Annotated in this window: 30 protein-coding genes; 14 read left to right on the top strand and 16 right to left on the bottom strand. The window is 64.9% G+C overall.

All coding sequences use genetic code 11. The features are described from left to right. Window positions 1-35: 35 nt before the first annotated feature. From LB518_RS02510 to pgsA, 5 genes are read right to left on the bottom strand one after another with little or no spacing between them, the layout of a single operon-like run. Window positions 36-656 (bottom strand): glutathione S-transferase family protein, encoded by a 621-nt coding sequence (locus LB518_RS02510; protein WP_224572646.1) that lies wholly within the window; start codon window positions 654-656, stop codon window positions 36-38. A 33-nt stretch (window positions 657-689) separates the two neighbouring features. Further along, window positions 690-1337 carry an HD domain-containing protein gene (locus tag LB518_RS02515; protein WP_502845787.1) on the bottom strand — a complete coding sequence of 216 codons (648 nt, stop codon included), beginning with the start codon at window positions 1335-1337 and terminating at the stop codon, window positions 690-692. 11 nt (window positions 1338-1348) lie between these two features. Beyond that, complete coding sequence (locus tag LB518_RS02520; RefSeq protein WP_224572650.1) at window positions 1349-1816, bottom strand: molybdenum cofactor biosynthesis protein MoaE; 468 nt, start codon at window positions 1814-1816, stop codon at window positions 1349-1351. Window positions 1817-1818: 2 nt separating this feature from the next. Continuing rightward, on the bottom strand, window positions 1819-2070 hold the full coding sequence (moaD, locus tag LB518_RS02525) for a molybdopterin converting factor subunit 1 (RefSeq protein ID WP_224572651.1): 252 nt from the start codon (window positions 2068-2070) through the stop codon (window positions 1819-1821). After that, the gene (gene pgsA, locus LB518_RS02530; RefSeq protein ID WP_224572653.1) at window positions 2067-2678 is read right to left on the bottom strand and encodes a CDP-diacylglycerol--glycerol-3-phosphate 3-phosphatidyltransferase; all 612 of its coding nucleotides are present in this window, start codon (window positions 2676-2678) and stop codon (window positions 2067-2069) included. Before pgsA ends, moaD begins: the two co-directional genes overlap by 4 nt. A 186-nt stretch (window positions 2679-2864) precedes the next feature. Here pgsA and LB518_RS02535 point away from each other — a divergent pair, with 186 nt between their 5' ends. Further along, window positions 2865-3230, top strand: a complete 366-nt coding sequence (locus LB518_RS02535) for a diacylglycerol kinase (protein ID WP_224572655.1) — start codon at window positions 2865-2867, stop codon at window positions 3228-3230. Here LB518_RS02535 and LB518_RS02540 read toward each other — a convergent pair. Further along, the gene (locus LB518_RS02540; protein WP_224572657.1) at window positions 3220-3795 is read right to left on the bottom strand and encodes an NADPH-dependent FMN reductase; all 576 of its coding nucleotides are present in this window, start codon (window positions 3793-3795) and stop codon (window positions 3220-3222) included. The genes LB518_RS02535 and LB518_RS02540 overlap by 11 nt on opposite strands. A 209-nt stretch (window positions 3796-4004) precedes the next feature. On the opposite strand from LB518_RS02540, the gene LB518_RS02545 reads away from it, so the two are divergent. Continuing rightward, window positions 4005-4268 (top strand): DUF3297 family protein, encoded by a 264-nt coding sequence (locus LB518_RS02545; protein ID WP_224572658.1) that lies wholly within the window; start codon window positions 4005-4007, stop codon window positions 4266-4268. On the opposite strand, the gene trhO is transcribed toward LB518_RS02545, so the two are convergent. Further along, a complete protein-coding gene (gene trhO, locus LB518_RS02550; protein WP_224572660.1) occupies window positions 4265-5017 on the bottom strand; it encodes an oxygen-dependent tRNA uridine(34) hydroxylase TrhO in 753 nt (250 codons plus the stop codon). The genes LB518_RS02545 and trhO overlap by 4 nt on opposite strands. A 153-nt stretch (window positions 5018-5170) precedes the next feature. On the opposite strand from trhO, the gene LB518_RS02555 reads away from it, so the two are divergent. From LB518_RS02555 to LB518_RS02565, 3 genes are all read left to right on the top strand, one after another. Further along, window positions 5171-6169 (top strand): Tim44 domain-containing protein, encoded by a 999-nt coding sequence (locus LB518_RS02555; RefSeq protein WP_224572662.1) that lies wholly within the window; start codon window positions 5171-5173, stop codon window positions 6167-6169. Window positions 6170-6348: 179 nt separating this feature from the next. Beyond that, window positions 6349-6621: a 30S ribosomal protein S21 gene (rpsU, locus tag LB518_RS02560; RefSeq protein WP_073051001.1), complete on the top strand. Its 273-nt coding sequence runs from the start codon at window positions 6349-6351 to the stop codon at window positions 6619-6621. A gap of 98 nt (window positions 6622-6719) precedes the next feature. Next, window positions 6720-6926: a hypothetical protein gene (locus LB518_RS02565; protein ID WP_224572664.1), complete on the top strand. Its 207-nt coding sequence runs from the start codon at window positions 6720-6722 to the stop codon at window positions 6924-6926. A 78-nt stretch (window positions 6927-7004) separates the two neighbouring features. Here the strand turns inward: LB518_RS02565 and LB518_RS02570 are convergent, their stop codons facing one another. Further along, window positions 7005-7391, bottom strand: coding sequence for an ester cyclase (locus LB518_RS02570; RefSeq protein WP_224572666.1), 387 nt, complete (start codon window positions 7389-7391; stop codon window positions 7005-7007). Between the two features lie 175 nt (window positions 7392-7566). On the opposite strand from LB518_RS02570, the gene LB518_RS02575 reads away from it, so the two are divergent. Then, a complete protein-coding gene (locus LB518_RS02575; protein ID WP_224572668.1) occupies window positions 7567-8271 on the top strand; it encodes an HAD family hydrolase in 705 nt (234 codons plus the stop codon). Between the two features lie 9 nt (window positions 8272-8280). Here the strand turns inward: LB518_RS02575 and LB518_RS02580 are convergent, their stop codons facing one another. Then, the gene (locus LB518_RS02580; protein WP_224572670.1) at window positions 8281-9786 is read right to left on the bottom strand and encodes a helicase HerA domain-containing protein; all 1506 of its coding nucleotides are present in this window, start codon (window positions 9784-9786) and stop codon (window positions 8281-8283) included. Window positions 9787-9985: 199 nt separating this feature from the next. Between LB518_RS02580 and LB518_RS02585 the strand changes: the two genes are divergently transcribed. The 3 genes from LB518_RS02585 (at window position 9986) to LB518_RS02595 (ending at window position 13574) form a co-directional block, all read left to right on the top strand. Then, window positions 9986-11206 (top strand): multidrug effflux MFS transporter, encoded by a 1221-nt coding sequence (locus LB518_RS02585; RefSeq protein WP_224572672.1) that lies wholly within the window; start codon window positions 9986-9988, stop codon window positions 11204-11206. 89 nt (window positions 11207-11295) lie between these two features. Next, a complete protein-coding gene (locus LB518_RS02590) occupies window positions 11296-12255 on the top strand; it encodes an acetamidase/formamidase family protein (protein WP_224572674.1) in 960 nt (319 codons plus the stop codon). A 95-nt stretch (window positions 12256-12350) separates the two neighbouring features. Continuing rightward, complete coding sequence (locus tag LB518_RS02595) at window positions 12351-13574, top strand: GTP-binding protein (RefSeq protein ID WP_224572676.1); 1224 nt, start codon at window positions 12351-12353, stop codon at window positions 13572-13574. A gap of 459 nt (window positions 13575-14033) precedes the next feature. Here the strand turns inward: LB518_RS02595 and uvrC are convergent, their stop codons facing one another. Then, window positions 14034-16034 carry an excinuclease ABC subunit UvrC gene (gene uvrC / locus LB518_RS02600; RefSeq protein ID WP_502845788.1) on the bottom strand — a complete coding sequence of 667 codons (2001 nt, stop codon included), beginning with the start codon at window positions 16032-16034 and terminating at the stop codon, window positions 14034-14036. An 89-nt stretch (window positions 16035-16123) separates the two neighbouring features. Further along, window positions 16124-16888 (bottom strand): SDR family oxidoreductase, encoded by a 765-nt coding sequence (locus LB518_RS02605; RefSeq protein ID WP_224572678.1) that lies wholly within the window; start codon window positions 16886-16888, stop codon window positions 16124-16126. A gap of 312 nt (window positions 16889-17200) precedes the next feature. On the opposite strand from LB518_RS02605, the gene LB518_RS02610 reads away from it, so the two are divergent. Beyond that, window positions 17201-17860 (top strand): outer membrane protein, encoded by a 660-nt coding sequence (locus LB518_RS02610; RefSeq protein WP_224572680.1) that lies wholly within the window; start codon window positions 17201-17203, stop codon window positions 17858-17860. Between the two features lie 99 nt (window positions 17861-17959). Here the strand turns inward: LB518_RS02610 and LB518_RS02615 are convergent, their stop codons facing one another. The 4 genes from LB518_RS02615 to LB518_RS02630 all read right to left on the bottom strand — a co-directional run bounded on the left by LB518_RS02615 (window position 17960) and on the right by LB518_RS02630 (window position 20649). Further along, window positions 17960-18808 (bottom strand): inositol monophosphatase family protein, encoded by an 849-nt coding sequence (locus LB518_RS02615; RefSeq protein WP_224572682.1) that lies wholly within the window; start codon window positions 18806-18808, stop codon window positions 17960-17962. Window positions 18809-18834: 26 nt separating this feature from the next. After that, complete coding sequence (locus LB518_RS02620; RefSeq protein ID WP_224572684.1) at window positions 18835-19437, bottom strand: glutathione S-transferase family protein; 603 nt, start codon at window positions 19435-19437, stop codon at window positions 18835-18837. 88 nt (window positions 19438-19525) lie between these two features. After that, complete coding sequence (locus LB518_RS02625) at window positions 19526-20170, bottom strand: ribonuclease T2 family protein (protein ID WP_502845769.1); 645 nt, start codon at window positions 20168-20170, stop codon at window positions 19526-19528. A 32-nt stretch (window positions 20171-20202) separates the two neighbouring features. Then, complete coding sequence (locus tag LB518_RS02630; RefSeq protein WP_224572686.1) at window positions 20203-20649, bottom strand: hypothetical protein; 447 nt, start codon at window positions 20647-20649, stop codon at window positions 20203-20205. A 165-nt stretch (window positions 20650-20814) separates the two neighbouring features. On the opposite strand from LB518_RS02630, the gene LB518_RS02635 reads away from it, so the two are divergent. After that, on the top strand, window positions 20815-21801 hold the full coding sequence (locus tag LB518_RS02635) for a glutathione S-transferase family protein (protein ID WP_224572688.1): 987 nt from the start codon (window positions 20815-20817) through the stop codon (window positions 21799-21801). A 4-nt stretch (window positions 21802-21805) separates the two neighbouring features. Here LB518_RS02635 and LB518_RS02640 read toward each other — a convergent pair whose 3' ends face one another. Next, window positions 21806-22684, bottom strand: a complete 879-nt coding sequence (locus LB518_RS02640; RefSeq protein ID WP_224572690.1) for a 23S rRNA (adenine(2030)-N(6))-methyltransferase RlmJ — start codon at window positions 22682-22684, stop codon at window positions 21806-21808. 170 nt (window positions 22685-22854) lie between these two features. On the opposite strand from LB518_RS02640, the gene LB518_RS02645 reads away from it, so the two are divergent. From LB518_RS02645 to LB518_RS02655, 3 genes are all read left to right on the top strand, one after another. Next, complete coding sequence (locus LB518_RS02645; RefSeq protein WP_224572692.1) at window positions 22855-24063, top strand: GGDEF domain-containing protein; 1209 nt, start codon at window positions 22855-22857, stop codon at window positions 24061-24063. Between the two features lie 162 nt (window positions 24064-24225). Next, the gene (locus tag LB518_RS02650) at window positions 24226-24783 is read left to right on the top strand and encodes a DsbA family protein (RefSeq protein WP_224572694.1); all 558 of its coding nucleotides are present in this window, start codon (window positions 24226-24228) and stop codon (window positions 24781-24783) included. Between the two features lie 85 nt (window positions 24784-24868). Then, entirely contained in the window at window positions 24869-26959 is a 2091-nt protein-coding gene (locus tag LB518_RS02655) for a molybdopterin-containing oxidoreductase family protein (RefSeq protein WP_224572697.1), read from the top strand. Window positions 26960-26966: the final 7 nt, after the last annotated feature.

Here is a 26966-nt window from a genome sequence, read left to right on the forward strand (position 1 = left end):
CGGAAAGGCCGGGCATTGCCCGGCCTTTTTGTTGGTCAGCTCAGCGGGATCATGACGGCCTTGCGAAAGGCCGGCCGCTCGGTGAGGCGATCATACCAGGCGGCCAGCGCCGGCAGGTCGGGCCGTTCGATCGGCAGGCCAAACCAGGTGTAGACGAAGCCGCCGAGCGGAATGTCGCCCATGCCGAACTTCTCACCTGAGAGATAAGGCGTCTTGGCAAGGGCCTGATCGGCAATCGCGAGCGCTGCGGCTGCCCGCGTTCGGGCCGCCTCGATCGCGGCGAGGTCGCGGTTCTCGGGCTTTGTCCTGAGCAGGCCCAGCACCAGCGGCCCCATCGCCGGCGCGACGGTCGATGACGTCCAGTCCATCCAGCGGTCGGCGAGCGCCCGCTCGCCCGGGTCGGCTGGCGCAAGTTCCCCGGGCGCATAGCGGGCCGCGAGATAACGGACGATCGCGTTCGATTCCCAGAGGATGAGGTCGTCATCCTTAAGCGTCGGCACGAGGCCATTCGGGTTCATGGCCCGATAGGCCGCTTCCCCGGTCAGGCCAAAGGCGCCGCCGGCGGGGATGCTTTCATAGGGGAGCCCGATCTCGTCGAGACACCAGAGCACCTTCTTGACGTTGTTGGAATTGTTGCGGCCCCAGACGGTCAGCATGGTCAAACCCCTTCCGATTGCCCGGCGACGATCTCAGATTTCGCTGGCGAGCGCATCCAGGAAACTGACGAGGCGGGCATGACGGACCGCCGCCATGGTGCGGCCCATTTCGGTATTGAACCCGGCCGAGAGCTTCAGCAGCTTGGTCTCGAAATGATCCAGCGCATAGCGCTTGTCGTCGAGCGTCCGCGCCTCGGCTTCGGGATCGAACGGATCATAGAGCGCGCTGCCGAGACGGCCGCCGATATAGAAACAGCGCGCGACGCCGATCATGCCGATCGCATCGAGCCGGTCGGCGTCCTGCAGGATCTTCGCTTCGATGGTCTCGGGCACAATGCCGGCCGAGAAGCTGTGCGCGGTAATGGCGTGGGCGGCCGCAGCAATTGCGGTCTCGCTCCATCCAAGGTCGCGTAGGAGATGCGAGGCGTGCTCGGCTGCGCGGCGGGAGGCCAGGCTTCGGTCCGGCGCATCCTTCTCGACCGCCACGCAGTCATGCAGCAGCACGGCGGCGGCCAGGATGGCGCGGTCGCCGCCCTCGGCAGCGTGGATGGCCTCCGCCGCCTTCCAGACGCGGAGGATATGGGCAATGTCATGGGCGCCATCGCCAGCGGCGACCGAATGCGGCAGGAGCGCAGCCGCCAGCGCCGCGTCGCGGCCGAACCGGGCCGAGGCGCGGCCGATCTCCTCAGACGTCACGCGTCCTTGCTCCAGCGGGCTTCCGCCTCGTCGTCGGTGATCCGCGCTTCGACCCAGCCGGTCGCGCTGCCGTCGGTTGCGTGTTCCTTCTTCCAGAACGGCGCATGCGTCTTCAGGAAGTCCATCACGAACTCCGCCGCCTCGAAGGCGGCATGACGATGGCTCGATGCAGCGACCACGAGCACGATCGCCTCGCCGGGCTTCACCTTGCCATAGCGATGCAGCACGGTCAGCGCACGGACATCCCAGCGCTCAGCGGCAAGCGTCGCGATGCGGGTGATTTCGGCCTCGGCCATGCCCGGATAATGTTCGAGTTCGAGCGCCTCGAGCCGGCCGTCTTCGTCGCGGCAGAGCCCGGTGAAGGTCACCACGGCGCCGACATCGGCGCGGCTGTTCGAAACTCCGGCGAATTCGCCCGCCAGATCGAGCGGTGCGTCGGTGACGGCGGTGCGGATCAGGGCCATGTTCAGCCTCCGGTCATGGGCGGGAAGAGCGCGACCTCGCGAATCCCGATGATCGAGGCGTCGTGTTCGGCATGATCCCGATCGAGCGCGACGCGGATGGCGGCCGGCTCGACAAGGGCCGCTTCATAGCCTTCGCCTCTGGTCCTGAGCCAATCCAGAAGGTCGGCGACGGTTCCGACATGGGCGGGTGGTTCGATGGTCTCGTCGCTCAGTCCGATGCGCTCGCGCACCCAGGCGAAATACAGGAGCTTCATGTCTCCTCGTCCAGGATATGGCCGAGCCCGGCGCGGAAATAGTCGTAGCCCGTGTAAAGCGTGACAAGCGCCGCGATCCAGAGCAGGCCGAGGCCGATGGTCGTCGTATAGGGGAAATGGAGGTCGCCGGCGGGCCCCGCAAGAAGGAAGGCGATGGCCACCATCTGCGTCGCGGTCTTCCATTTCGCGAGCCGCGTCACGGGCACGCTCACGCGCAGTTCGGCGAGATACTCGCGAAGGCCCGAAACGAGAATTTCGCGCGAAAGGATAATGAGGGCGGCCCAGATCGCGACGCCGCCGATCGTCCGTTCGAACACCAGCGCGAGCAGGCAGGCCGAGACGAGCAGCTTGTCGGCGATCGGATCGAGCATGCGGCCGAGCGAGGATTGCTGCTTCCAGATCCGCGCGAGATAGCCGTCGAGATAGTCGGTGATGCTGGCGAGGATGAACAGCGCCAGCGCGATCCAGCGCCAGGCGTCGCGCCCGCCGACGACGCAGAACACGACCAGCGGCACGGCAACGATCCGGCCATAAGTGAGGATATTGGGCAGCGACAGGAGAAGTGCCCGCTGAGGCCGCCTCGCCTCGAAGCCGTGAATCTCGCTCATGCCATCTCCCTCGCGCTCCGCTTCATATCGCATCCGACCCGTCCGGCCACAAGCCAAGGTCGCTGGTTTCGCCTCCGTGCAGGGGAGGGGCTGGAATTATGGCGGCCGCGACCGACATTCAAATCACACAAAAAACGGATAACCGGACGGTCATGTCCTCAGCCGTCTATGGAGTGGCAAGCCGACATGCGCACCTGGATCGAACATTTCGGCTCCGCCTGGCAATGGTCGGCATCGGGCGTCGCTATCCTGTTCCGCAGCGAAGTCGCGGCGCGGATGGAACTGGCGGCGGCGATCGTGGGAGTTGCCTGGCTGATTGTCCTTCGCCGATCGCCCGCGGAAATCGGCGTCTTTGGCCTTCTGGCGATGGCGGCCCTGGCCGTAGAAGCCCTGAACACCGCCATCGAGACGATTGTCGACGAGATTTCGCCGCAGCGCTCGGAATTCGCGCGGCGGGCCAAGGATCTCGGCTCCGCCGCCGTCTTCTTCATGCTGACGACGGCCGGGATCTATCTCGTCGCTCTGACTGCGGTCAGCTTCGTCACGCGCTGACGGGCGCGCGCATCGTCTTCAGCGCGGTTGCCCAGCGGTGAAGCTGGTCCAGCATCGGCTTGGCGCCGGCCAGGATCAGTTCGTTCGGCTCGAACACGCCGTCCGTGATCAGCTTCGGCGCCATCGGCACGGCAACCCCCTCCGGGATCGGCATGACATTGACGGTCGTGAGCAGGGACTTCTCCGATTGTGCGGCGCGCAGGCCGCCCGAAATCCCGCCATAGGAGACGAGACCCGCCGGCTTGAACGCCCATTCGCTCGAGAGATACGTCACGGCGTTCACGAAGGAGGGCGGCGCGAAATAGTTGTATTCCGGTGTCACGAAGACGAACGCGTCGGCGGCCTCCACCGAGGCGCTCCAGGCCTTCGTGTGGGCGTGCTCGTACTGCTTCAGGCGCGGATGGCGCGGCTCGTCGAAGACGGGCAGGTTGAAGTCGGCGATATCGACGAGTTCGGCGTCAAACGCGCTGTTCTCCTTGGCATAGTCATGGAACCAGCGCGCAATATGCGGTCCGATCCGGCCGGGCCGCGTGCTGACGATGATGATATTGAGCTTCAGTGCCATGGGATCGCTTTCTGAACCGGGGATCCCTCATATTGAGTGGCGCTGCCCCGGCTGGGAAGGCGTGATCCGGTGTACGGACTGTCTGCCGCATGGCACGTCGCCACAGGCAGGCAGTTGGCATCCGAGGCGAGGGCGGCTATTGCATCGCGGGTTCGCCGGGCCTTGGGGCCGGCAGCCATCCCGCGAACCGGGCCAAGGAGAACAATACGATGAGCGAAACCCTGCCCGACCGGCTGTCCAGCGATCCGCGCAGCCCCTTCTACAACGCGGAACTCCTGGAGCGTGGCATTGGCATCCGCTTCAAGGGCGTCGAGAAGACCAATGTCGAGGAATATTGCGTCAGCGAGGGCTGGGTCCGCGTCGCCGCCGGCAAGGCACGCGATCGCTTCGGCAATCCGCTGACGATCAAGCTGACCGGATCGGTCGAGCCCTATCTGCGTGACGATACGACTGAGAGCGAACCGTCCGCCTAGAGATCAGTTTCCGCTGCCGGGCCGGCTTCGGCAAGGCCCGGCCCGAGCGCGATACGCTCGTCGAAGACGAAGCATGTGCCGCGAAAGAGGCTCTCTTCGGCCGGCACTTCTTCGAGATAGCGCAAGATGCCGCCCTTGAGGTGCAGCACCTCCGAAAATCCCTGCGCGCGCATATAGGCGCTCGCCTTTTCGCAGCGGATGCCGCCGGTGCAGAACATCGCGACACGCTTGTGGCGTGATGGGTCCAGCGAACGGCTGACATAATCCGGAAATTGCGAGAACTTGCGCGTCTCGGGGTCGACTGCCCCCTCGAAGCTCCCCATCGCGACTTCGAAGCGGTTGCGCGTATCGATCACCAGCACGTCGGGATCGCTGATCACCTTGTTCCAGTCGGCCGGGTCGACATAGGTTCCGGCTTGCGTGGTGGGATCGATATCCTCGACCCCGAGCGTCACGATCTCGCGCTTCAGCTTCACCTTGAGGCGACGAAACGGCATCGCTGCCGCCGACGAGAGCTTGACGTCGATTCCGGCGAGCCGCCCGCCGAACAGTTCTCCTTGGGCAAACAGCGCCAGCAGCGCCTCGATCGCTACGGGCTCGGCGGCCACCGTACCGTTGATGCCTTCATGGGCGAGAAGGATCGTACCCTTGATTCCGTTGGCGGCGCAGAAGCCTTCGAGTTCAGGCCGAATCTCCGCGCAATCCGGTAGAGCGGCGAAGCGATAGAAGGCGGCGACCGTGAAGCTCATGGCAGATCCGTCAAGCTCATCCGGCAAAGCCGGCAGGGAAAGGAGCGGCGCTCATAGCACGGCCTGCCGCGTGGTCGAAGTGTTGCGCATCTCAAAATCACCGGATGCCGTCCCTATATATCTCGCGTGAAACATTTGCCTTGGGGAGAACCGATGCGATTCTGGAAGCGCCTGACGACGCCGCTCGCCGTCCTGGCCATCCTGCTGACGACGAGCCTTGCCTTCGTCGATACCGCCGATGCCCGTCGTGGCGGCAGTTTCGGCAGCCGCGGTGCGCGCACTTATTCGACGCCCGCGACCACACCGACGGCGCCAACGGCCACGCAGCCGATGCAGCGCTCGATGACGCAGCAGACGGCCCCTGCGGCTTCTCCTGCCGCCGGCATGCAGGCCGCGCGTCCCGGTCTCTTCAGCGGTTTCGGCGGCTCGATGCTGCGCGGCCTCGCGATCGGCGGCCTCATCGGCCTGCTGCTCGGCCATGGCTTTGGCGGCATGGCCGGCGCGTTCGGCATGATCCTGCAGATCGCACTGCTCGCCTTCGGCGCGATGTTCCTGTTCCGCTTCCTCGCCAATCGTCGCCAGCAGTCGCCGCAGACGGCGATGGCGTCCGGCCCGTCCTATCGGGAAGCGCCTGACGAACCCGCATCGCCACGCCCGGCTTTCGGCGGTCTCGGCGGCTTTGGCCTTGGCGGCGGCTCGGTCGACGCGCGTCTGCCGCGTCCGGCCAATGCCCGTAATGCCAATGACGAAGTCGGCATCCTCGACAGCGACCTCGATGCATTCGAGGAACTGCTGACGAAGGTTCAGACCGCGTTCGGCAAGGAGGACTATGCCGGGCTGCGCATGCTGACGACGCCCGAGATCATGTCCTATCTCTCCGAGGAGCTCAGCCAGAATGCGACATCCGGCGTCCGCAACGACGTCACGGAGGTCAAGCTGCTGCAGGGCGACGTCGCCGAAGCCTGGCGCGAAGGTGACAGCGACTATGCGACGGTCGCCATGCGCTATGAAAGCCGCGACGTGATGCGTGATCGCAAGGATGGGCTTGTCGTCTCGGGAGACGAATCGCACCCGACCGAGGCGACCGAACTGTGGACATTTGTCCGCAGCGCTGGTGGCGATTGGAAGCTTTCTGCGATCCAGGAAGCCTGATCGCGGCGAAAGCCGAGGAACGCTGCCGATCCGTCCGCGTTCAAAAAAGCGGCGCAGCCTGCTTTCCGGGGAGGCAGGCCGCGCACATCTATGGTAATGGTCAAACTTCGCCCTCTCGCTCGCGCGTCTTCATCGCGCCCCCGGAAGCGGGCGGTCCAGTAAAAACGTTAGGATAGAATTTGCAGGTTTTGGTTCGCGACAACAATGTCGATCAGGCGCTGAGGGTTCTCAAGAAGAAGCTGCAGCGTGAAGGCGTCTTCCGTGAAATGAAGATGCGCAACGCCTATGAGAAGCCCTCCGAGAAGCGCGTGCGCGAAAAGGCCGAGGCCATTCGTCGTGCCCGTAAGCTCGCACGCAAGCAGGCGATCCGCGAGGGTCTGATCGCAGCACCGAAGCCCAAGCCCCGCGTCGCGGGTGCCAAGGGTGCTCCTCCGCGTCCGGCGGCTCGTTGAGTCGGACGCGCTGATACTGCCGGAACGGTCGGCGCCCCTATGGGCGGCCGGCCGCCAGGGCTCTCTGTACCAAGGTCTTGCACCAAGGAAAGACGATGATGCCCGAACCCTCCAATGCCCGTCAGAAAGCCGACGCCAAGTTCGACAAGACCCAGAAGGGTGTCGTCGACGCGTCGAAGTCCCTGCGTGAGCGTACTGCCAAGTTGAAGGCGCTGCGCATGGCCAAGGAAGAAGAAGAGCGCGCCGCGATCGCCGCAGCGCCGCCGAAGACGCGCTCCAAGCGCGTGGCCAAGGCGACCGCCTGAGCAGCAAACGCGGCATTCCGATCTTCAAGGCCGTCAATCGACCGTTCCCGCATGCAGGTGCGCAGTATCTGAATTCGCTCAGATCTGTTGCGCGATCGCGGCCTTGTCGATGATCGACCATACGGTCCGGATTTTCCCGTCCGCAAATTCGTAGAAGACATTCTCCGCAAACTGGACTCGCTTGCCGTTGACCGGAAGGTCGAACAGCAGCCCGCGCGGTGTGCAGTCGAACTGAAGCCGGCTGGCGATGTGTGGCGGGTCCGAGACCAGCAGCTGGATTACGAAGCGAAGATCAGGAATGGCCTCGAAGTCGCGCTCCAGCATGGCGCGGTAGCCAGCCAGGCCGATGGTTGTCCCGCCATATTCAACGGCTTCATCGACGAAGCTGCCGAGCACCGCCCAATCCTGTCTGTTCAGGCAATCGATATAGCCGCGATAGATCGCGGATAGCGCCTCGGGCGTCATGGCGGCCTCGTGTCCTTTCCTTCGATTCACATGGCTGACGATACCCCGACGAGGCAGGCCCCGCACGGCCGTCGTCTCATTCGAGGCGTTGGCATCGTTCGTCAGGATTGCCGTCTCTTGCGGTGACAGCGGCGGCCCGGCGGCGCTAGATTGCTGCCACAATCAGGAGGGCGGCATGAGCGACCACGCCATCACGGCCATTGGCTTCGATGCCGACGACACGCTTTGGCAGAACGAGCATTTCTATCGTCTGACGGAGCAGCGCTTCACGGCTCTGCTTGAAGCGCATGGCGAGGAAGAAGTGATTTCAAGCCGTCTGCTCGCTGCCGAGACGCGCAACCTCGCTCTCTACGGTTTCGGCATCAAGGGCTTCACGCTCTCGATGATCGAAACGGCGATCGAAATTACCGAAGGGCGCGTCGATGCCGCCGTCATCAGCGAGATCCTCGCGGCCGGCCGTGAATTGCTCACGCATCCCGTCGAGACGCTGCCACATGCGCGCGACGCGATCGAGCGCCTTTCGGGAAGTTATCGCATTATCCTCATCACCAAGGGCGATCTGTTCGACCAGGAGCGCAAGCTGGCGCAATCCGGCCTTGGCGACCTGTTCGACGCCGTCGAGATCGTCAGCGACAAGACAGTCGACACCTATCGCCGGGTCTTTGCCCGCCATGCCGATGGTCCCGAGCGCGCGCTGATGGTCGGCAATTCGCTGAAGTCCGACATTGCGCCCGCGATCAGTGCCGGAGGCTGGGGCGTTTATGTGCCGCACCCGCTGACCTGGTCGTTCGAGCATGTCGAGCCGCCGACAGAGGATCCGCGCTTCCGCCAGATCGCCGATCTTGGCGAACTCCCGGATCTCGTGCGGTCTCTCGACTGAGGCCGATCCTTATTCGGCCGCGATGGAGCCGTCGCCACAGGGCGCGCGGGCGTCGCCCGCCGCCGTCTCGATGCCGAGATCGGGGAGGACGGCCGCGCGATGACCGCGGATATCGACGCGCAGCACGATGTGACCGCTCTTTTCGAGATGGCGCAGCCGGCTGCGGGCGCGGCCCGCCGAATGCGTGCCGGAGCGCAGCGCCAGTTCGGCGTCGGAGGGGCAGGGGCTGCTGGTCAGTGCTGCCGCAGCGATCAGCAAGAATGAAAGCTGGGCCTCGTCGGGCAATGCGCGGGCGAGTTCGACGACGCGCTGCCAATCCTCCGTCTCGGCGAGCGCCGGATCGATGCCGGTCCGCGCGAGATTGAGCAGGAAGCGGAACTGCGCCAGCGGCAGGGTCGCCGGCAGGCGTTGGATCCGGCAGCGGACGAGAAAATCCTGATAGAGCGGCGCCTCGCCGCGAAACGGCGCACCCGGCTCGGCCATGACGGCACGGGCAATCGCCAGGAACTGCGCTTCGCGCTCCTGCGGCGTCAGCCCATCGTCCGGCGCTTCGACGGCCTCGGCCGGTGCCTCCCGCGCCAGGCTCGCCAGGAGATCATGCATGGTCGGCGCACTCGGCGCCGCCATGCGCGGCTCGATCGGTCGCACGAGATCAACCGGTACCGGGGCCAGCACGCGTTCGCGCTGGGCGGCGGCGGCCTCGGCGGGAAGAGGCGTCAGCTTCGGCGTTCCGGCGCGCGGCGCTGTCTCGACGGCGCCGACCGACACGGTAATCGGCCGTCGTGTCAGGGCCGGGCCGAGCGCCACGAACTGGCCGCGGCTGAGATCGCGGAAGGTTTCGGCCTGCCGCCGCTCGAGGCCGAGCAGATCGGCGGCGCGCACCATGTCGATATCGAGGAAGGTGCGGCCCATCAGGAAGTTCGAAGCCTCTGCTGCGACATTCTTGGCGAGCTTGGCGAGCCGCTGTGTTGCGATGATGCCGGCAAGGCCGCGCTTGCGGCCACGACACATCAGATTGGTCATTGCGCCGAGCGAAAGCTTGCGTGCCTCTTCCGAAACCTCGCCGGCGACGGCTGGAGCGAAAAGCTGGGCTTCGTCGACCACCACGAGCACGGGAAACCAGTGTTCGCGATCGGCATCGAACATGGCGTTCAGGAACGTGCCGGCGGCACGCATCTGCATCTCGACATCGAGGCTTTCGAGATTGAGCACGGCGGAAACACGGTGCTGGCGTACGCGGGTCGCGATGACCTCCAGCTCGCCGAGACCGCGTTCGGCATCCAGCACGACATGACCAAAGCGCTCGGCAAGGCTGACGAAATCGCCTTCGGGGTCGATGATCACCTGCTGGACGTAAGGTGCGCTCTGCTCGATCAGCCGGCGCAGCAGATGCGATTTGCCCGAGCCGGAATTGCCTTGGACCAGAAGGCGGGTCGCCAGCAATTCCTCGACATCGAGCATCGCTTCCGCGCCCCCGCCATGGGGGCCGGCCACCTTGCCGAGCTCGATATTCATGCGCCCAGTTACTCCGCGAGTCGCGATCCCGACAGAAACACCTAGCACGTCATCTGCGCCGAAGAATGTCGATCCGCCCGCGATCCACAGCTGTCGGGCTGGGCGACAGGCGCCTTCCTTCCCGATAGTCTGGCGTCGGCAGCCTGGGAGGAGCGGCCACAACGGCCATCATCAGCTTCGTCTCGGAGACGCTTCCGCAGTGACTTCTGCCACCACTACCGTTCGACACGGCACCCAGATGCTCGTCACCTTGGGTGTGCTGCTCGCCTTCGCATCGATTTCAACCGACCTGTTCCTGCCAGCGCTGCCGACGATGAGCCGAGCGCTCAATGCCAGCGAAGGGTCACTGCAATTCACGATCTCGGCCTATCTGCTCGGGTTCGGCTTCGGGCAGCTCTTCTGGGGGCCGATCAGCGACCGGTTCGGCCGCCGGATCCCGGTTGCGATCGGAGTGGCGATCTTCGTGATCGGCTCGGCCGGCTGCGCCTTGTCGACGGATGTCTGGCAGATCGTCGGCTGGCGGATCGTGCAGGCGCTGGGCGCCAGCGCGGGCGTTGCCTTGGCACGCGCGATGGTTCGCGATCTCTATGACCGCAACCATGCGGCCAGGGTCCTTTCGGGCCTGATGACCGTGATGGCCGTCGCGCCGCTGTTGGGGCCGAGCGCCGGCGCACAGATCCTGGCGGCTTTTTCCTGGCAGGCGATCTTCTGGTTCCTGGTCGTGATCGGTGCGGCCACGTTGGCGGCCATCCTGGCATTGCCGGAAACGCTCCCCTCAGACGCAAGGGAGGCCAGCCCTCTCTGGCATGCGCTCGGAGACTATCCGCCGCTTTTGCGCAACCGCATGCTGATTGGCTATGCGGCCGCCATCGGCTTCTACTATTGCGGCATCTTCGCCAATATCGCCGGCGGGGCATTTGCCTTCATCAGCTATCATCATCTGACGCCGCAACAATATGGGCTGGTCTTTGCGTCCGGCGTGGTTGGCGTCATGGCGGCCAATATCATCAATGTCCGCCTGGTGACGCGCATCGGCATTGATCGCCTGCTCATCATCGGTGCTTTCGGCGCCGCGGTTTGCGGACTTGGTCTCGCTCTCGTCACGACGACCGATCTCGGCGGTGTCTGGGGCCTGCTGGCGGGCCAACTGCTGTTCGCAACCGCCAATGGATTGATCCTCGCCAACGCGGTGGCTGGCGGACTGTCCAGCGTGCACCACAAGGCAGGGACCGCTTCGGCTCTGCTCGGCGCCATCCAGTATGGCAGCGGCATGGTGGGGTCCGCGCTGGTCGGGATTCTGGCCAACGGGACGCCGGCTCCGATGGGCTGGGTGATGGGCTTCGCTGGCCTTGGATGCCTTGCAAGTGTCCTGTTCACGCGTGTCGCTCGACGCCGCCCGACGATCTCGGCAGGCCGTTGATCCCGGCAGGTCCTTGATACTGGATAGTGCTTTAAGGCGCGGGATTTGCATGCATGGATGCCCCGTCCGTATTCGCATGAGGAATTCCCATGTCCGAGCATCACCTGAAGGCGACCCCCGAAACCGTGCTCTGGGGGCGCTTCGCCGCGGCGACACCGCCGGTTCTCACCATTGCCTCGGGCGACCGGGTTGTCATTGAGACGCTGACGGCGCTGCCCGAACTGCTGCCGCCGGAGGGATCGGGCATGACCGTTTCGCCTTCTTTGCGGGCGATCCATGCCGCGAATCTGCCCGTCCGTTTCGGCCACCTGCTGACGGGGCCGGTCGCGGTTGAAGGGGCTGAGCCGGGCGACATGCTGGAAGTGCGGATCGAAGCGATCGAGCTTGGCGCCGATTGGGGGTTCAATGCCATCGTGCCGTTCGAGGGCACGCTGCCGGGCGATTTCATCCTGCCCGAGCTCGACCTGATCCACATCCCGATCGACAGGGACGCGAAGACCTGCAAGCTGCCCTTTGGACCCGAGCTGCCGCTGGTCCCATTCTTCGGCGTCATGGGCGTGGCGCCGCCGCCTGTCTATGGCGAACTGTCCTCGCGCGAGCCGCGGCTGCATGGCGGCAATCTCGACAACAAGGATCTGGGCGCCGGCTCGACGCTGTTCCTGCCGGTCTGGACAGAGGGCGGCAATTTCCTCTGCGGTGACGGCCATGGCGTCCAGGGCCATGGTGAAGTCTGCGTCACCGCGCTCGAAACCGCGCTGACGGGGACCTTCACGTTTATCCTCCACAAGAAGACCGGCGCCGCCCCGCTGCTGACCTTGCCGCGCGGCGAGACGCCTACTGCCTATATGACGATGGGCTTTTCCTCCGATCTCGACGAAGCCATGCGCATCGCTGTGCGCGAGATGATCACGTTCATCGTCGAACGCACGGGGATGAGCCGCGGCGATGCCTATCGCCTTGCCTCGCTCGCCGCCGATTTTCACGTCACGCAGACCGTGAACGGAGAGAAGGGTGTGCACGGCCTGCTGCTGAAATCCGTGCTGGCATAAGCGACGTGTCGCCGCGCCTCTTCGCGCGACGTTGCAATCGGCAGGACGATGCGGTTACATCGGAACGTTATGTTATAACGTTACATGAGGATCGCATGTCCCTTCGCGCTTCAGATGACCGGCGACTGCCGGTCACCGTGCTCTCAGGCTTCCTCGGAGCTGGCAAGACGACGCTGCTCAACCATGTGCTCAACAACCGTCAGGGCCGAAAGGTCGCGGTGATCGTCAACGACATGTCGGAAGTGAATATCGACGCCGACCTTGTTCGGGACGGCGGCGCCGATCTCTCGCGCACCGACGAGAAGCTGGTCGAGATGACGAATGGCTGCATCTGCTGCACCTTGCGCGACGACCTGCTGAACGAGGTCCGCCGCCTCGCCGACGAGGGCCGGTTCGACGCGCTGCTCATCGAGAGCACGGGCATCGCCGAGCCACTTCCGGTGGCCGCGACGTTCGAATTCCGTGACGAGCAGGGGTATTCGCTCTCCGACATCGCCCGCCTCGATGCGATGGTCACCGTCGTCGACGCCGCCAACCTTCTCAAGGACTACGCCTCGCAGGATCTCCTGAGCGAGCGGGGCGAGACCGCCGGACCGGACGATTTTCGCACGCTGGTCGATCTCCTCGTCGAGCAGATCGAGTTCGCGGACATCGTCGTCATCAACAAGGTGCGCGACGTCACGCCGGAGCAACTGGCCGAGGTGCGCCGCGTGGTGCGCGGGTTGAATGGCGATGCGCGCATCATCGAGACGGATTTCGCTCAGGCCCCGCTCGATCTCGTTCTCGATACCGGCCTCTATGACGAGGAACGCTCACGCGCGCATCCGCTCTGGATGAAGGAACTCTATAATTTCGCCAGCCATGTGCCCGAGACGGAAGAATACGGCATTCGCTCTTTCGTCTATCGCGCGCGGCGGCCGTTTCATCCGGCACGGCTGCATGAGGCGCTCGGGCGAGGCTTTCCCGGCGTGCTGCGTGCCAAGGGCCATTTCTGGATCGCGACACGCCCGCAATGGCTGGCCGAACTTTCGATCGCGGGCTCGATCCTGCGCACCGAGGGCCTCGGCTACTGGTGGGCGGCCGTCCCGAAGGAGCGCTGGCCGCGCGATGCGGAGTCGGTCTCCATCATGCGTCGCAACTGGAACGACACCTGGGGCGATCGCCGCCAGGAACTCGTCTTCATCGGCGGCCCCGCCATGGACGAGGCAGCGATCCGTGCCAGCCTCGACGCCTGCCTGCATGGCAGCGTAACCACAGGGATGACAGCGGCAGCCGCCAATCTCGACGATCCCTTCCCGCACTGGGGGAGTGCTGCCTGAACGGATCCCGTCGCTGCTCCATTTCTGGCCTGATGGCCGCTGCTTAGTCGGCGGCCTCTCACTTTATGGCGTGAAACCAGATCTCGTCATCACCCGCGTCGCGCCGACGAATCTCGATCACGCCGTCCTCCCGCTCACGGCGTTCGATGAAGACCGTTGTCTCGTCCTTGAAGCGCATCGGCCAGAGAAGATTGACAGGTTTCCATTCTCCAGTTTCCCATCGTCTTGATCCCCGCCAACGACTAACGAACGCCTTTAATCCCATAAATACCCCCGCCGCACCTTGCTCTGGGTGCACGCGAGGATTGAACCTGTGACTACGTCAAAAGTCTAGGTTGTTTTGATACCTCTACGCCTTTTGGCGGTGCTCCCTGTCGCCGCAATCTGGCGCTGGACGAGCTCTCGATCGAGGCGGTGCTCTGCCGGTTCGTGCAAAGGTTGTTGCGATGGGGAGCCGGACTACTCCCCCCGCTCGTGGAAGAAGTCGTAGATCGCCTGCGCCATCTGGGCCGAGACGCCGGGAACGGCGATGAGATCGGGGATCGAGGCGCGGCTGACGGCTTTGGCGGTGCCGAAATGGCCGAGCAGCGCGCGCTTTCGCGTCGGGCCGATGCCGCCGATCTCGTCGAGCGGATTGGCGGTCATCGCCGCCTTGCGCTTAGCGCGATGCGTGCCGATGGCGAAGCGGTGGGCCTCGTCGCGCAGCCGCTGCACGAAATAGAGAACCGGATCGCGCGGCTGCAGCATGAAGGCTTCGCGGCCGGGAATGAAGAATTTCTCGCGGCCCGCATCGCGATCGGGGCCTTTGGCGATGCCGACCAGCGGCACCTCGCTGACAAGGCCGAGCTCTTCGAGAATGCCGCGCGCGGCCGAGAGCTGGCCGGCGCCGCCATCGATGAACACGAGATCGGGCCAGGGGCCAAATCCGTCCTCGCCGCGCGGGGCCGCCTCGCGCGAGCCGTGCTCCTTGAGCAGTCGCGAGAAGCGCCGGGTCAGCACCTCACGCATCATGCCGAAATCATCGCCCGGTGTGATCTCTTCCGAGCGGATGTTGAACTTGCGGTACTGGTTCTTCACGAAGCCTGACGGCCCCGCGACGATCATGCCGCCGACCGCGTTGGTGCCCATGATGTGGCTGTTGTCATAGACCTCGATCCGCCGCGGGGGCGCCTCAAGCGCGAAGGCCGCCGCCACTCCTTCAAGAAGTCGCGCCTGGCTCGACGTCTCCGCAAGATTGCGGCCGAGCGCTTCGCGGGCATTGGCCATGGCATGGTCGACGAGGTCCTTCTTCTCGCCGCGCTTCGGCACGGCGATCTCGACCCGATGTCCCGCATGCTCGCCGAGCGCCTCGGCGATCAGCTCTGCTTCCTCGATCTCATGACTGATCAGGATGAGACGCGGGCAGGGCTTGTCCTCGTAAAACTGCGCCAGGAACGCCGCGAGCACCTCATTCGGACCGAGCGATTTGTCGGCCCGCGGATAGAAGGCGTGGTTGCCCCAGTTCTGGCCGGTGCGGAAGAAGAACACCTGGACGCAGCTCTGGCCGCCTTCCTGATGCACGGCGATGACATCGGCTTCGTCGACGCCTTGCGGGTTGATGCCCTGATGCGACTGGACATGGCTGAGCGCCGCAAGACGGTCGCGATAGATTGCGGCGCGTTCGAAATCGAGTTCGGCGCTGGCCTCGCTCATCGCGTGGGCAAGGTCGGTGCGAATGGCCGAGGACTTGCCGGTCAGGAAGCCCTTCGCCTCGCGCACCAGTTCAGCATAGTCCTCAAGCGAGATCTCGCGCGTGCAGGGCGCCGCGCAGCGCTTGATCTGGTGCAGCAGGCAGGGCCGCGTGCGGGACTCGTAGACGCTATCGGTGCAGGTGCGAATGAGAAATGCCCGCTGCATCGCCGAGACGGTGTTGCCGACCGCGCCGGCCGAGGCGAAGGGTCCGAAATACTCGCCCTTCCGCGTTCGTGCGCCTCGATGCTTAACCAGCTGGGGCGCTTCGTGATCGGTGATGAGAATATAGGGGAACGACTTGTCGTCGCGCAGCAGCACGTTGAAGCGCGGCCTGAGGCGCTTGATGAGGTTTGCCTCGAGCAGCAGCGCCTCGGTCTCGGTCCGCGTCGTGACGAATTCCATCGTCGCCGTCTGCTGGATCATGCGGATGATCCGGTTCGACTGCAGCCCGATGCGGGTATAGCTCGTGACGCGTTTCTTGAGGTTTCGCGCCTTGCCGACATAGAGCACGTTGCCGCTGGCGTCGAACATCCGGTAGACGCCCGGCGCATTGGGTAGCCGCTTGACGAAATCCGCAATCACGGCGGCGCCCTGACCGCGTGACAGGCGCTCGCCGCCCGCCTCGAACGGCGTCATCGCCTCCTCGTCGGCAAGCGCCTCTTCGGCCACGTTGATGGCAAGCGTCTCCGCGCTGGCTTCATCCTCGGCCAGTTCATCCGCTGCGGTCATGTCGTCGAGCAGCGCACCTTCGGGCAGCGCGGTCTCGTCGTCCGGTGCGGCGGCCGGTTCCGGCACGCTGCTGTCGATAGGCAATCTGTTCACTCTTTGATCCCTACGACGTCCGGTGTCTCCCAGGCAAGATGCTGGCCGCCATCGAGGCCTATCATCTGGCCCGTGATCGAACGCGTCTCATACAGATAGAGAATCGTGCGGGCGAATTCAGCCAGCTCTGGCCCATGGTGAAGCGGCACCGCCTCGGCCTGACGGCGGAAGTCCTCTACGTCCTGGCGCGGCGAGGGGACGGTCGGTCCGGGGCCGATGGCATTGACGCGGATGCGGGGCGCCAGCGCTTGCGCCAGTGTCCGCGTCGCCGTGAGCAATGATGATTTTGATAGCTGGTACGACATGTAATAGGGCGTCGTCTTCCAGGCCCTCTGGTCGACGATATTGACGACAAGGCCCTGTTCGGCTGCTGGAAGTGCGGCAGCGAAGGCGTCGGCGAGAAGCACCGGCGCCGTGAGGTTGATGGCCAGCTGGCGCTGGAAGCGCGCCGCATCGAAGTTGCCGATCCCATCGTCCTCGAACACCGAGGCATTGTTGACGAGAAGCGTCGGCGCGCCGATTGCGGCGGCGACCCTGTCAAGGATGGCCGGCACGCCCTGTAGATCAGCAAGATCGGCGGCGACGACCATAGCCGTGCCTCCCTGCGCGACGATCCCGGCCGAAACGGCTTCAGCCTCATCCCGGGAGCGATTGCAGTGGATCGCGACTGAGAAGCCGGCACGGGCGAGATCTTCCACGATCGCGCGGCCGATTCTCCGCGCGCTTCCCGTGACCAGCGCCACGCGCCTTTGCTGCGACATGCGTTTCCCCTCTCGTGCCGGAAGCGGAAGATAGGGCGGACCGGGTCTTTCGGTAAGCCTTTGTTAGGCGCGGTTAACCGCTTTCAACCTATTGGGCGCGTCTGTGGCAGACGCTTGATTCAACATCTGAGGAACGGACAGAAAATCCTTTTTTGGTAAAGGGTTGCCGGTGTCTGTTGCGGTGCGGCAACGCTTGGTCTTGCCTCATGGGGGCCTTCTTCGCTGGACTTTTTCGCCGCATTGCGCCGCTTCAATGCGCTTTCGGACTGGCCATCCCCCTGTTGACCCGTCCTTTGTATCCTGGAGATCACGATGCTGCGTATCCGCACCCTCTCCCTCGGCGTCGCCTGTTTCGCGCTCGGCGCGCTTCCGGCAATCGCTGACGATTATTCCTACAACCCCGTTGCCAGCACGGCCTTTGCCGCGCCGGTCGGCTTCACCTGGACCGGCCCCTATCTCGGCGCCATCGTCGGCTATACGTGGAGCACGTTCCAGGCCTCAAACGGGCTGCTTGGCGGCCGGTCGATCGACGCCGAAGGCGGCAAGGTCGGCGGTTATGCCGGCTACAACTACCAGCTCAGCAACAATGTCGTGCTCGGCGGCGAGATGGATCTCAACTGGGACGATGTGAAGGGCAACACGCGCAGTTTCGGGAGCGTCGACCAGACCTGGGATTCGACCATCCGCGCCCGCGCCGGCTATTCCTTCGGCCGCGTCATGGCTTATGGCACGGGCGGCGCCGCCGTCTCGGGCGCCCGAGTCGATACCGGCGCGTTCTCGAGTTCGGCCACGCATCTGGGCTGGACGCTCGGTGCAGGCGCCGAAGCGGCGATCACCGATCATGTCACCGCGCGGGTCGAATACCAGTATGCGGACTACGGCTCGCAGCTCTACCGCACGGGCGTCGGCACCGCATCGGATGTCGATTTTACCACGGGCACGATCCGCGCCGGCCTCGGTTACAAGTTCTGAGCCGCCGCGCGGTGTGGCCCCGCAAGCGGCCACACCGACGCCCTTCGACATGGTCTCGCCATGGCCGGGTTCGGCTCGGCCATGACGCCAGCCGTGCCACTAGACGCGCGCGTATTCCGTCCCCGCGAACAGCGCCGCATGCAGCGCGTGCCAGCTTTCCTCGTCCGGCGTGCACAGAAGACCGCCAGCGCGGTGGAGCGGCGAATAGGGGCTGCCGTCATAGCGGGCGGAAAAGCCGCCGGCCTCCTGATGCAGGAGCCAGCCGGCCGCGTGATCCCAGACCATCAGCTTGCTGAAGGCCGAGAAATGCGCATGGCCGCCGGCGAGCAGACGATATTCATGCGCGGCACAGCGATAGTTGGAGACCGAGCCGGTGCGCGCGAGATTGGCGGCAAGCTGCGAGCGCAGCGGATCCTCGAGCAGCCACCACGCTGCGAAGCCTGACATTTCGTCGACCGGCTTCGGCTTGGCGACCTTGAGGTCGAGCCGCCCCCCGTCCGCTGTCTCGGTCCACGCGCCTTCGCCGCGCAATGCTACCGACCAGTCCTTGCCGATCGGATCGAGGATCACGCCGGCAACGATCTCGCCCTTGGCGACCACGCCCGTCATGACACCGAAGAGCGTCAGCCCCGACGCGAAATTGCGGGTGCCGTCGACAGGGTCGACGACGAAGGCAAGCGGCGCATCGGCGAGCGCGTCGAGCAATCCCTCGCCATGTTCCGAGACCGCTTCCTCGCCGAGGACCACTGCGCCAGGAAAGGCTTGTTCCAGCGCGGCAGTGATCCGCTTTTCGGCAGCGACATCGGCGTCGGTCACGAGGTCTTCTGCCGATGTCTTTTCGCGCACCGCGCCTGCGGAAAGGCGGCGGAAGCGCGGAAGGATCTCGGCCGTGGCGGCTTCATTGAGGATTTCGGCGACCGTCGCGATGTCGCGGGCAGAGAAGGTCATGCGATGGCTCCGATGAAGGGGGTGGTTCAGCCGGTCGGCCGGGTCTTGTCGAAGGCGGACACGCTGGCGGCGAAGCCATCCAGCCAGCCGACGAGAGCGGGATGGGCCTGCCGCCACGAATCGCCGAAGCGAAGATCGAGATAGCCGAGCGCGCAGGCGACCGTGATATGGCCGATATGGATGGGGCCACCGAGATCCGAGGCCTCCAGCGCCGCGAGGCCACGCGCGACCTTGTCGGCGTGATGCGCCAGCCAGCCGGCATGCCGCAGCGGCTCTTCGCGCCACCGCTTCTCGTAAACCTGCAGCAATGCGGCATCCATGATGCCATCGGCCAGTGCCTGCATTACCAGCGCCGGATAGCGCCGCGCCGGATCGGCCGGGATCACCCGGACGCCGCCCGCCAGATGATCGAGATATTCGACGATGACGCGCGAATCATAGATCACGCCGCCATTTTCGAGGACGAGCGCCGGGATCTTGCCGAGCGGGTTTTGGCTCCGAAGGCTGTCCGACGGGTCGGCCGTATCCGCATTGACGATCTCGATCCGGTCCGTGAGACCGAGCAGGGCGGCAGCGATCTTCACCTTGCGGCCGAAAGGCGAGGCGGGCGAACTGCGCAGGATGAGCATGTCTGGTGTCCGGGTCTGGAGAAAATCGGAGAAATGGCAGGCTATCCGCTGGAGGACGGTCGGGAAGGCTCGAATCGCCAGACGGCCGTCAGCGGACCGGCGGCATCACGATCTGCGGCCGCCGGCAGGCGCCGCGATCAACCTCCGGGCAGCTGCGGAAGGCGAGGTCCTTTGTAAGGCAGACGCGAACTTCCTTCAGCCGCCGCGAATCGCAGAGCACGGCAAAGCCGTCGGCCGGAATGCCGGGGTTGGCCTTGCGGAAGGCGTTCTCGACGGCAGCGGGCGTGACTGTCAGCTGGTTCGCGACATCGACGAAGGGCGGCGGGATGGCGACGCGTGCCCGGGCGGAGCGGATCAGCGAAAAATAGTCGATCTGGTCGAGGCCTGAGCAGGTGCCATGCTGCAGCCATTCATGGCGGACAAGCGCCGGGCTCGGCATCAGGTCGAGCATCGCGTCGACGTCGCGCCGTGGCACGCGGCTCGGCTGGTTCGTCGGGCAATCGCTCGGATAGCCGCGTTCATATTGCGGCCAGAGACCGTGAACCACGAAGGCAAAGGGACGGCTGCCACACTGGATGCGGTCGGTATGGCCATTGTCGAGGCAATAGGTCGGCGACCAGGACAGCGACAGCACATAAAAATCGAAATCACCGGCTCGGCCGCCCGCAAGCGCATGGCCCGAGATGGCGAATAAGGCCGACATCAGGAGGCCAAACAGGCCGAAACGCCGCATCGATCCCCCCGGCTATGCGTCGCCCAAGACGTCTACTGGTAGCGGATCGACCGGCACGAGCTGTCATAGACGCGCCACGGATCCTGGTTCGGCAGGCAGAACTCGACGCCCCAGCCGATCGAGGCAACGCCCTGGCGCTCCTCGATGAGGTAGAACATATCCGCCGGCGCGCCGTTGGAGAGCTCGACGCGGGCATGGCAGAAGCGGCGGTCGATCAGCCCCGGATTGGCAGGCTCGAACTTCACTTGGTCGATCTTGGTGACGGTGCCGATCGAAAGCCCGGTCTGCCAGGTCTCGACATTGGCCTTGTGATAGCGATTGGCGATGTTGTTGAGCACCGACTGCGCATCGCACAGCGGCACCTGGCCTCGGCTCCACGAACCGACCGTGACGCTCGGATCATCAAGCGAGCGAGAACCCGCTTCGGCCGAAGCACCGACGGCGAGAAGGAGTGTGGTAGCGAGGACGGCGCGCAGCATGGCAATGATTCCCGGGGACGAGAGACCGATCCGACGATGCGTCGCGCCGCAGCAAGGGTCAAGCCGAAGCCGCGACCGCGGTGAACGGTTTGTCGTCTCGATCGGCACTGGCGACATTTCCGCCACGGCATCACATGATGCCGACGCACATGACGGAGAGGCACGATGGGACTTCTGATCGACGGTGTCTGGCACGACCAATGGTACGACACCGGCAAGACCGGCGGCCGCTTCCAGCGTTCGAATGCCGGCTTCCGCAACTGGGTGACCGCTGACGGCAGTCCGGGCCCGAGCGGCGAGGGCGGCTTCAAGGCCGAGCCGGGCCGCTATCATCTCTATATCGCCCGCGCCTGTCCTTGGGCGCACCGCGCGATGATCTTCCGCGCGTTGAAGGGTCTCGAGACCATCATCGATTACTCGGCCGTGAATTGGCTGATGCTGGAAAACGGCTGGACTTTCGAGCCCGGTCCCGGCGTGACCGAGGACAAGGCCAACGGCAAGGCCTTCCTGCACGAGGTCTATACGCTCGCCGACCCGACCTATACGGGCCGCGTCACGGTTCCGGTGCTCTGGGACAAGAAGGGGGATAAGATCGTTTCGAACGAGTCGTCCGAGATCATCCGCATGCTGGGCACCGCTTTCGACGGCGTCGGCGCCAAGGCGGGCGACTATTATCCCGAGGCGCTGCGGCCAGAGATCGATGCGCTCAACGCGCGCATCTACGATACGGTCAACAACGGCGTCTACAAGGCCGGCTTCGCCACCACCCAGGCCGCTTATGAAGAGGCTGTGAAGCCGCTGTTCGAGAGCCTCGATTGGCTCGAAGGGATCTTGTCACGCCAGAAATACCTGGCCGGCGATCAGCAGACCGAAGCTGACTGGCGGCTGTTCACGACGCTGCTGCGCTTCGATCCCGTCTATGTCGGCCACTTCAAATGCAACCTGAAGCGCCTCAGCGATTATCCCGCGCTCTGGTCCTATACGCGCGAGCTCTATCAGGTGCCGGGCATCCGCGAGACCGTCGATTTCGCGCATATCAAGGGGCATTATTACGAGAGCCACCGCACGATCAATCCGACCGGCATCGTGCCGCTCGGTCCGATCCTTGATTTCGACGCGCCAGGCACGCGCGTTTCTGAGCAGGACGGCTGAACCCTCAGCGCGCCGGGGTTTCCTCGGCGCGGATCCACCAGACGCGGCGGCCGGCGCCGTCGTCCTCGCCGAGCAGCGGCACGAGGCCGGCGAGGAGGGTCTCCAGCGTGTGCTCGAGCTTCCACGGCGGATTGCACAGCACGAGCCCAGTGCCGTTGAAGCGCTCCGGCGTCGCGCGATCGCGCACCCAGAGTTCGGCGCCGAGGAGGCGCTGGACGCCGCTGTCATGCAATCGCTTGTGGAAGTTCTTGACCGCCCCGAGGTCCTTGACCGGATACCACAGCGCATAGACGCCGGTCGGCCAGCGCTCATAGGCCTTGAGGAACCCGTCGGCCAGCGTCCGGAACTCGTTCTGCTCTTCATAGGGCGGATCGACCAGCACCAGCCCGCGTCGCTCCTTGGGCGGCACGAAGGAGCCGAGCGCCAGATAGCCGTCGAGTTCGATCGCCTTGACCTGGATGTCGCCCGCGAAACGGTTCACCAGCAGCTTGGCGTCGTCGCTGTTGAGCTCGACCGCCGTCAACCGGTCGACCTCGCGCATCAGCACGCGGGCGATCATCGGCGAGCCCGGATAGAAGCGGAGCCGCCCATCGGGGTTGACCGTGCGAATGGCGGCGAGATAGGGCGCGAGCGCCTCGGCGAGCTTCGCCGAGAGGGACACAGGTTTCAGATCCGACCCGATCAGCTTGCCGATGCCGTGCTCCCATTCGCCGGTCTTGGCGGCGAGCGGCGAGGCGAGGTCATAGAGGCCTATCCCGGCATGGCTGTCGATGACGCGGAAGCCCTTGTCCTTCGCCTTCAGCCGTTCGATGAGCAGCGCCAGCACGGCATGCTTGACGACGTCGGCGAAATTTCCAGCGTGATAGGCGTGGCGATAGTTCATGCCTGTCCTTAACGCCCCGGCCGGGACCGCGCCAGCGCGCGTTGAGCGGCCGCGTCTGCGCCGCAGAACTATTTTTCATGTCGCACAATTTTGAGTTGCGAAGGCCGCCGGCAACTGGGATTTAGCCACGTCACCGGGTTTGGCCCTGCGCGAGGCGACAGGAAGCAAGCATGCCGCTCGACTTTACCACCCTCTATGTCGTGATCCTCTGCAATACGCTGCTGATGTTCATCGTCTGGAGCGTGATCTACGTCGCCTATGATCGATTTGCGGCAGCCAGGTGGTGGGTGGCCGCCTGCGGCGTCACCGCGATTGGCGGCGGCGTGCTGGCGAGCGCGGCCGTCTTCGAAACCCTGCTGCCGATCTATCTCGGCAACGGCTTCGTGATCTTCGGCTTCTGCCTTTACTGGATCGGCGTGCGCGAGATCCAGGGCCGGCCGCTGCCATGGCGCGAGAGCTTCGCGATCACCGGTTCGGCCATGGCTGTCCTCATCGTGCCGACCTTCATTGACCCGCAGCCGAGCGCTCGCAACCTCATTTATGCAATCTGCCAGTCGGCGCCTTTGCTCGCAGCGATCGTCGATCTCCGTCTGTCGAGCGAGCGACGAGCCGGCTCGCGGCTCGCCGAAGCGGGCTTCGCACTTGGTATCCTGGTCCATGCCATCGAGCTGACAAGCAATTTGCTGCAACGAACGGGCCTGATGGCACACGCGACCTATACACTGGTCGAGCCTGCCGTGGTCCTGCTCGTCGTCTTCAGCGGCATGCTCTGGAATTTCGGGCTTGTCCTCATGGTGACCGATCGCCTCTACACGGCCCTGCGGCGGCAGGCGCTCCAGGACGAATTGACGGGGCTTCCAAACAGGCGCGCCTTCGACAGCCACCTCGATGCCCTGATGGCCGAAGCGGAGGCCTCGGCTCGGCTATTCTCGTTGATGATCGTCGATCTCGACCGCTTCAAGGAGGTCAACGACACGCACGGCCACGCGGCAGGGGATGCCTGTCTCGTTCACGTCGCGAAGACAATCCGGCACAATCTAGGGCCAGATGACATCCTGGCGCGCACTGGCGGCGATGAATTCACGATCCTGGCGCCCGGCCGGGACAAGGCAGAGGCCAACGCGGTGGCGCAGCGGCTGCTGGACGCCGCGCGGGCGACGCCCTTCGTCTGGCGCCAACACGAGCTGCCGGCGACGCTTTCAATCGGCTGCGCCACCTGGCGGCCCGGCGCATCGGCGCAGGTGCTCGAACGTGCCGCCGACGCCGCGCTCTACATGGCAAAGACCCGAGGCCGCGACCGCTTCGCGATCGCGCCGCTCCGCATGATGCTGTTGGCGGATGAGGGCGATGAGGCGGATGTCGAACCCCAAACGGCCTGAGATGCGCTTGCCCGCCCTCGACAGGTCCGTGGCGCCGCGCGATAAATCGCGAAGCATCCGCTGGCCACTCATCGCGTTCGGGGCCCTCCCTGATAAGTCGTGTCTCTGCCGCCCGGCGATGCGCCGATCCGTTTCATCCGCCCTTTCGTGAGGAGATCCGACATGACCCAGCCGACATGGCGCGCCGATCCGCTGACCTTCGGCCATGGTCCGAGCCATTTCGAGATCTTCCTCGAGCCGACCTGCCCTTATTCCTGCAAGGCCTATGGCAAGCTCGATGCGCTGCTCGCGCTCGCCGGCGAGGACAAGATCACCATCAAGCTCCGCTTCGTCTCGCAGCCCTGGCACATGTTCTCGGGCGTTCTGGTCCGCTGCGTGCTGGCATCCTCGACGCTTCCCGGTGGCAAGGACAATGCCAGGACCGTTCTCGCGGCGATCGCCGAGAAGCGCGAGGAATTCGAATTCGACCACCATTTCGGCGGCGCCAATCTCGACGCGACGCCGCGCCAGATCATCGACCGGCTGGAAGCCTATAGCGGCATCGACCTCTGGGACGCCTTCGTCATTCCCGATCTCGACAAGGAGATCAAATGGCACGCCAAATACGCCCGCCAGAACGGCATCCACGTCTCGCCGAGCTTCATGGTCAACGGCCTCGTCCAGCCCGATTTCGGCTCGGGCGATCCGGTCGAGAAATGGGCCGAAAGGCTGCTGGGGTAGGGAGGGTGCGGCGCGGCCGCGCCTCGACACCCGTCCGTCTTCGCGCGATAAGTTCCCCGTCGCCCCCCGGGACTGAAATCGCTCCATGAACGCACCTGCCGCCCTTCGCATCGGCCATTCGGCTTGCCCGCATGACTGTCCGTCCACCTGCGCGCTCGATGTCGAGATCATCGAGGGGCGGCGGATCGGGCGGGTGCGCGGGGCGAAGGACAACGATTATACGGCGGGCGTCATCTGCGCCAAGGTCGCGCGCTATGCCGAGCGAATTCACAATCCGAACCGTTTGACGCAACCGCTTCGCCGCAAGGGCGAAAAGGGCGCCGGAGACTGGGCGCCGATCGGCTGGGAGGATGCGCTCGACGAGATCGCCGAGGCCTTCGTGAAGGCCGAGGCGCGCTTCGGCGCCGAGACGGTCTGGCCGTATTATTATGCCGGCACCATGGGGCTCGTTCAGCGCGACGGCATCAATCGCCTGCGCCACGAGAAGCGCTATTCTGGCTTCTATGGCACAATCTGCACCAACATGGCCTGGACCGGCTATATCGCCGGCACGGGCCGTCTTTCCGGCAGCGATCCGCGCGAGATGGCGAAGTCGGATTGCGTCGTGCTCTGGGGCACCAATGCGGTGGCGACGCAGGTCAATGTGATGACCCATGCGATCCGCGCCCGCAAGGAACGCGGCGCCAAGATCGTCGCCATCGACATCTACCAGAACGACACGATGAAGCAGGCCGACATCGCGCTCTGCCTGAAGCCGGGCACAGACGGCGCGCTCGCGAGCGCCGTCATGCATGTGCTATTCCGCGACGGCCATGCCGATCGCGCCTATCTGGCCCGCTACACGGATGCGCCAGGCGCACTGGAGGCGCATCTTTCGACCCGCACGCCGCAATGGGCGGCTGCCATCACCGGCCTGTCAGTCGACGAGATCGAGGCCTTTGCGACGCTGGTCGGCACGACGAAGCGGACCTTTTTCCGCCTTGGATATGGCTTCTCGCGCCAGCGCAACGGCGCGGTGGCGATGCATGCCGCGCTGTCGATCCCGGCGGTCACCGGCGCCTGGCAGCATGAGGGCGGTGGCGCGTTCCATTCGAACAGCGGCATCTTTCATCTGGACAAGACCGCCATCGAGGGGCTGGAGCTCATCGATCCCTCCGTGCGGCAGCTCGACCAGTCGCGCACCGGCCCCGTACTGACCGGCGATCCCGACGCGCTGAAGGGCGGTCCGCCTGTCACGGCCATGATCGTCCAGAACACCAATCCCGTCTCGGTCTGCCCGGATCAGACGCTGGTGAAGCGTGGTTTTGCCCGCGAGGATCTCTTCGTCGCCGTGCATGAGCAGATCATGACCGACACGGCGAAGATGGCCGATATCGTGCTGCCGGCGACGATGTTCATGGAGCATGACGACATCTACAAGGGCGGCGGCCACCAATATATCCTCTTTGGCGGCAAGCTGATCGAGCCGCCGGCCGAGTGCCGCACCAATCATCAGGTGATCACCGGCCTCGCACGGCGCCTCGGACTGGGTCATCCGGGCTTTGCGATGAGCGAGCGCGAACTGATCGATGAGATGTTGCAGACGTCAGGCTGGGGAACGCTGCCGGAGCTCGAGGAAAAGCGCTGGATCGACTGCCAGACACCCTTCGAGACCGCGCATTTCCTCGACGGCTTCGGCCATGCCGATGGCAAGTTCCATTTCCGCGTCGACTGGGCGGCCGTGGACAATGAGAATTACGGCGCCGTCGGACCCCATGCCGCGATGCCGGAGTTTCCGGATCACTGGGGCTCGATCGAAGCGGCCGATGAGACGCATCCCTTCCGCCTCGCGACCTCGCCGGCGCGCTCGTTCCTGAACTCCTCGTTCAACGAGACACCCGGCTCGATCACGCGCGAGGGCCGGCCGGAACTGATGATCCATCCGGAGGATGCAGCGGCGCTCGGAATTGCCGAGGGCGAACGCGTCGCGGTGGGCAATGCGCGCGGGACGGTGACGGTGCATGCGCGGCTGTTCGAGGGCCTGAAGCGCGGCGTCGTGATCTCCGAGGGCATCTGGCCGAACAGTGCCTTCGAGGACGGCAACGGGATCAACACGTTGACCGGCGCCGACCCCGTGGCGCCTTTCGGCGGCGCGGCGGTGCATGACAACAAGTGCTGGGTCCGGAAAGCCGCCTGAACGGCGG

Source organism: Mesorhizobium sp. BR1-1-16 (assembly GCF_020165495.1).
Taxonomy (GTDB): domain Bacteria; phylum Pseudomonadota; class Alphaproteobacteria; order Rhizobiales; family Kaistiaceae; genus Kaistia.